Origin of the sequence: Kitasatospora sp. NPDC059817 (assembly GCF_042731835.1) — a bacterium.
Classification (GTDB): Bacteria; Actinomycetota; Actinomycetes; order Streptomycetales; family Streptomycetaceae; genus Kitasatospora.
On the sequence record NZ_JBHWIR010000323.1, the window covers coordinates 1 to 4,929 of the forward strand.

Sequence of the window (4,929 nt, forward strand, 5' to 3'; positions counted from 1 at the left end):
CCACCTCACCGGGCCGGTTGAGGCCGCCGGTGGTGTCGGAGCCGGTCTCGCAGGCGATCCACCGCGCGCCGTCCCACACCTCCCACGCCAGCGGGGGCTGGCGCGGGTCGACGCCGACGCCCTCGACCCGGCTGTCCAGCCGGACGACGAGGATGCAGCGCGGCACGACGACGGGCAGCGCGAACAGCATGGCGTCCCCGACCTGGGGGCGCGGCTGGAAGCACGGCACGTCCACCCCGTCGGCCAGCCGCGCCGTGGCGTCGGTCTGCTCCCCCGCGGCGGAGACGGTGACCAGCCGGTCGAGGGAGCTGGGGACGACGGGCAGGTCCTCGGCGGTGGAGAACACCACCGCCTCCTCGGTCTCGGTCCGCAGCGTGGACACCTCGGTGCCCGCCCGCAGCAGCACCGTCTCGGGCTGCGGGGCCGACAGCCAGAAGTCGACCTCCGCGGTCGCCGCGGCCGGCGGGAAGAGCCGGACGCCCAGCAGGTCGAGGAAGGCGGAGTAGTTCTTCTCCGGCACCCGGTTCAGCCGGTAGAGCAGCTGGTCCACCATGTACGCGAAGGTCTCGATCAGGGTGACCCCGGGGTCGGACACGTTGTGGTCGGTCCACTCCGGGGCCCGCTGCTGGACGAACCGCTTGGCCTCGTCGACGAGTTGCTGGAACCGGCGGTCGTCCAGGTTCGGGGAGGGCAGCGCCATCAGCTCACTCCCCCGGTCACGCCCAGGGCACCCGGGACGTCCTGGACGTCCGGGGCGTCCGGCGAGCTCGGGATGGTGTAGAAGGGAAAGACGAGGTTGCGGCGGTCGTTGGTGGACCGCACGGTGTAGTGGACGTCGATGTAGAGCGTGCCGTCGTCGACGGTGTCGAAGGCGATCACGACGTCGTCCACCTCGATCCGCGGCTCCCAGCGTTCCAGCGCGGTGCGCACCTCGCGCGCGATCCGGCCCGCCGTGCCGCCGTCGCTCGGCGCGAACACGTACTCGTGGATGCCGCAGCCGAACTCCGGGCGCATCGGCCGCTCCCCGGGGGCGGTGCCGAGGATCAGCCGGATGGCCTCCTCGATCTCCCGGTCCCGGTCCACCATGCCGATGCCGCCGGTGGCGTTCACCCGCAGCGGGAAGGCCCAGCCTCGCCCGATGAAGCCGCTCACGCGACGCCCCCGATCAGCACGTTGAGGGCGCCGGTGACGATCTTCGCGCCACAGGCCGTCTGGTCGCCCATCCGCGCCGCGGGCAGCCCACCGATCAGGACCAGGCCCCCGGCCGCCGCCGTGGGGCTGGGCATGACGACGTTGCCGGGCCCGAGTTCCACGTGCGGCACGCACACGTGCAGGCTGCCGGTGACGGCGGCCGGGCGGCCGCCGATCAGCACGGTCGCCGCCGCGAGGGCGCCTGGTGGTGGGGTGGTGATGGCACCGCCGTCGCTGGTGGTGTCACCCATCCGGGCTGCGGGGGGCATCTGCGTTCTCCAATCGGGTGGTTCGAGGGGGCCGGAGGGTCGGTCCACACTGACGGTGATTCAGCTGACGGTGACTCAGTTGATGCGCACGAGAGCCGCCTTGAGCACCGCCAGTGCGCCGCCGTCCACGGTGACCCCCGTACGGCCGGTGACGTTCACCGATCCCCCGCGCAGGTTCACCGTCCCGGCGCCGGCGTCGATGGTGATGCCGGTGGAGGAAAGCCGCACCGAACTCGCCGCCGCCGCACCGGCCGCGCCGAAGACGGTCAGGACGATCTCGCCGCGCTGCTCGTCCAGCCGCACCTCCAGTTTCCGGTCCCCGCTGGCCAGCCGGACGCCGGACTGGCCGCCCGGCACGTCCAGCAGTTCCAGGCGGTGGCCCGAACGGGAGACCAGCGAGCGGCGGTTGACCTTCCCGCCGGCCGGGTCGACCAGCGGCACCTCGTGCGGCGAGGGCTTGTCGACGCCGTTGTAGAGGCCGCCCAGCACGTACGGGCTGTCCAGGCTGCCTTGCTCGAAGCCGACCAGCACCTCGTCGTTCACCTCGGGGCTGAACACACCGCCGCCGCCCTGCCCGCCCCACTGGACGGTGCGCACCCAGTCGGAGACGTAGGTGTCGTCCAGCCACGGGAACTTCAGCCGCACCCAGCCGCGTTGCGCGCCCCCCGGCTCCCGGACGTCGGTGACCACGGCGACGGCCAGGCCGGGCATCCGCGGCCCGCGCGGCACCGCGCCGCCCCCGGCGACGAGCCCCGCGAGGGAGCGGTCCGGCGCCGCGCTGACCACGACGGTCGTCCGGTAGCCGCGGAAGGGCTCCAGCAGGTGGCGCACCGCGGTGGCCGTGTAGCGGCCCGAGAAGGCGGCGCCGACGTTGCCCAGGGCGACCGGAACGCCCGCCCGCAGCTTCGGATTGCCCTCGACGACCACCTCCAGCTCGCCGAACCCGGCGGCCACCGAGGCGGCGACCGACCCGGCCGCGGCCGCCGTCTCCGCCTGCGTGCGGTACGGGGTGTCGGTGACGGTCATCCGCGCCTGCCCCGAGAAGGCGGCGGCCGCCGTCGACGGGCTCATCCCGGGCCGCACCGTCTCGCTGGCCACCGACGGCTCCGTGGCGACCAGGGCCTTCTTGGTGAGGACGTTCCAGCCGCGCACCTCGACGGTGTCCGCCCCGCCGCCGCCCGTCAGCACACCGCGCAGCTCCAGCAGGTTCCGGCCGTACTCCAGGACCAGCGGGTTCTGCGGAGCGGGCGTCGAGGGGGCCGGGGCCGAGGAGGCCTGCTCGGGCTTGACGAACTCCAGCAGCCCCTCGTCGTCCGCCCGCACCTGCGCACCGCTCTCCTGCGCCAGGTACTGGAGGAACTCCCAGTCCGAGACGTTGGCCTGCGACAGCTGCTCGTGGACGACGGGGAACGCGTCGACCCGGCCGCAACCGAGCCCGGCGCCCGCGGCGACCTGACGGACGATGTCCGCCGTCGACATGTTGCGGAACGCCTTCACCCGGCGCCCGCGCATCAGCCGGTGGGTGATGGCGGACGCCCGCACCACGGTGAACGAGCCGGTGGTGTCCACGTCCAGCTCCAGCGCCGTCACCTCGCCGGTGAACAGCCGCACCTGCGCGTTGCCCTGCACCGTCATCACGGAGACCCGCAGCCGGGTGCCGATGGTGACCCCGGTCGCGGAGAGGAAGGTGTGGTCCGCGTCGCGGAACATCAGCACGGCCGTGTCGGGCAGGCCCGTGCTCTCCTCGATGTCGCAGGAGACCAGCTGGGCCGCCCAGACCGGCGGCAGCGGGCCGGGCGCCTCGACGATCGGATCCGCGGCGAAGGAGCGGCCGCCGCGTGCCTCGGGAGTGGTCATGACCGCCCTCCTCGGGTGGGCTCGTCGATCCCCGGCACGATCAGTTCCACCCCGGGGACGAGCACCATCGGGTCGTCGATGTCGTTGGCCTCGGCGATGGTGCGCCAGGCCGTCGCGTCGCCGTACTCGCGCCAGGCCAGCAGCGGCAGGCTGTCGCCCGCGATCACCCGGTGGGTGCTGCGCGCCTCCATCGAGCCGGAGGTCGGGTTCTGGCCCGGCGTGTCGACACTGGCCTCGTCGATGGTGAACGAGCAGGTGGCCCGCAGCGGCTTGCCGTCGACGTCGAACAGCGAGTAGGTGACCTGAAGGCCGGTCAGCACGCCGTTGAACGACGTCGTCGACGACGTGCCCCAGTCCAGCCGGATCCACGGGCTCGCCGGCTTCTTGCGCGCCAGGCTGGCCGGAGTCGGCACACAGGCCGTCATCAGCTGCTCCACCGCCTTTTCCACGGAGTCGTCATGGGTCGCCGTCGCATCGAGGAACACCTCCATGGACAGCGAGCGGGGCCCGCTGCCGACGAACTCGGGCAGCGCGGACTCGGCGGCCATCCGGGACGGGGTGCGGCGCCACTCCGAGGACTTCCGCAGCACCAGGCTCGACGGGTTGAACTGAAGCGGGAGCCTCGCGATCACCCCGCCGGGCTGGGCGCCGACCGTCGCCGGCGGCTCCATGATGGCCAGTTGGGCCCGGGTGACACTCGCGGGGACGTCTGACATCCCGCACCTCCTTCCGTTCGTCGTCCGATGGGTGGCCTGCGCCGGGTGCGGCGCGCCGTCACGATGACGGGCGCAGCCCGGCGTGGGCGATCTCCAGGGACTCCATCGCCGCCTGCGAGTTCGCCGGGTCGAACGACGGGCCCTGCCAGCGGACGGGCACGATGCCGAGCACCTGCCAGCTGACGATGGGGCTCAGGTCGGGCCGCAGGGCCACGATTTCACCGTTCTTGGGCTGGACCCGCCGCACGGTCTCGTCCAGCCAGCGGGCGATCTTGACGGTGTCCGCGGTGACCGCGCGGGTGAGCGTGATGTTCGACCAGGTGATCCGGCCCGGCAACTGCCAGGAGAAGCCGTTGTTGCCGCCCTCGGCGTACTGGTGGATCTCGACCTCGGCGCCCAGCCCCGAGCACGTCGTGAACTCGCCCAGGTCGTTGCCGCCGATCGTGAGCTTGAAGAACACGCTCGTCGCGAAGATGTTGTCGGTCATTCCTGCCTCCGTCGCCCTGCCCACCTGCCACCTGCCACTGCCCGTCTGTCCGCCTCGCCCCGAGCGCTCAGCGACGGCCGTCGTACGGCCGCCCGGCGCGCTCCCTCCCCCTGCGCAACTCCGCGCGCAGCAGCCGTCCGACGGGCTCGATCAGGCGTCGGGCCAGTTCGTCGAGGTCGGCCCCCGACGTGGGCCCGGTCGACGATCCGCCGCCCGGCTGAGCGGGCGGGGCCGCGGTCGGCGGCGGGGACGAGGCGGTGGTCTGGACGGTCACCGGAGTGCGGGCCGGTACGGCGGTCAACGGCACCCCGTGCAACCCCGCCTGCTCCGCCACCCGTTGCAGCACCCGGGCGGTATCCGTCGAAGGCCGCGCCGGCCCGGACGGCCCTGAGGACGAGCCCGCGCCGGC

Annotated in this window: 7 protein-coding genes; all 7 read right to left on the reverse strand. The window is 73.2% G+C overall.

What is annotated here, in order from left to right:
- The coding region (locus ACFV61_RS34400) for a putative baseplate assembly protein (protein ID WP_380496024.1) at positions 1 to 700 on the reverse strand (700 nt) is incomplete at its 3' end.
- Entirely contained in the window at positions 700 to 1,152 is a 453-nt protein-coding gene (locus ACFV61_RS34405; protein ID WP_380496026.1) for a GPW/gp25 family protein, read from the reverse strand. The genes ACFV61_RS34405 and ACFV61_RS34400, both read right to left, overlap by 1 nt.
- Positions 1,149 to 1,460 carry a PAAR domain-containing protein gene (locus tag ACFV61_RS34410; RefSeq protein WP_363373135.1) on the reverse strand — a complete coding sequence of 104 codons (312 nt, stop codon included), beginning with the start codon at positions 1,458 to 1,460 and terminating at the stop codon, positions 1,149 to 1,151. Before ACFV61_RS34410 ends, ACFV61_RS34405 begins: the two co-directional genes overlap by 4 nt.
- 75 nt (positions 1,461 to 1,535) lie before the next feature.
- On the reverse strand, positions 1,536 to 3,317 hold the full coding sequence (locus ACFV61_RS34415; RefSeq protein WP_380430238.1) for a VgrG-related protein: 1,782 nt from the start codon (positions 3,315 to 3,317) through the stop codon (positions 1,536 to 1,538).
- Positions 3,314 to 4,033: a LysM peptidoglycan-binding domain-containing protein gene (locus ACFV61_RS34420; protein WP_063346009.1), complete on the reverse strand. Its 720-nt coding sequence runs from the start codon at positions 4,031 to 4,033 to the stop codon at positions 3,314 to 3,316. The genes ACFV61_RS34415 and ACFV61_RS34420 overlap by 4 nt, the downstream gene beginning before the upstream one ends.
- A gap of 58 nt (positions 4,034 to 4,091) precedes the next feature.
- Positions 4,092 to 4,520, reverse strand: coding sequence for a phage tail protein (locus ACFV61_RS34425; RefSeq protein WP_063346010.1), 429 nt, complete (start codon positions 4,518 to 4,520; stop codon positions 4,092 to 4,094).
- A gap of 67 nt (positions 4,521 to 4,587) precedes the next feature.
- On the reverse strand, positions 4,588 to 4,929 hold a 342-nt coding region (locus ACFV61_RS34430; protein ID WP_380496028.1), incomplete at its 5' end, for a hypothetical protein.

What these genes read in the sequence shown, in the direction of transcription:
- ACFV61_RS34415 (WP_380430238.1), bottom strand. Translation starts at nt 3,317, where the DNA reads ATGACCACTCCCGAGGCACGCGGCGGCCGCTCCTTCGCCGCGGATCCG.
- ACFV61_RS34420 (WP_063346009.1), bottom strand. Translation starts at nt 4,033, where the DNA reads ATGTCAGACGTCCCCGCGAGTGTCACCCGGGCCCAACTGGCCATCATG.
- ACFV61_RS34425 (WP_063346010.1), bottom strand. Translation starts at nt 4,520, where the DNA reads ATGACCGACAACATCTTCGCGACGAGCGTGTTCTTCAAGCTCACGATC.
- ACFV61_RS34410 (WP_363373135.1), bottom strand. Translation starts at nt 1,460, where the DNA reads ATGCCCCCCGCAGCCCGGATGGGTGACACCACCAGCGACGGCGGTGCC.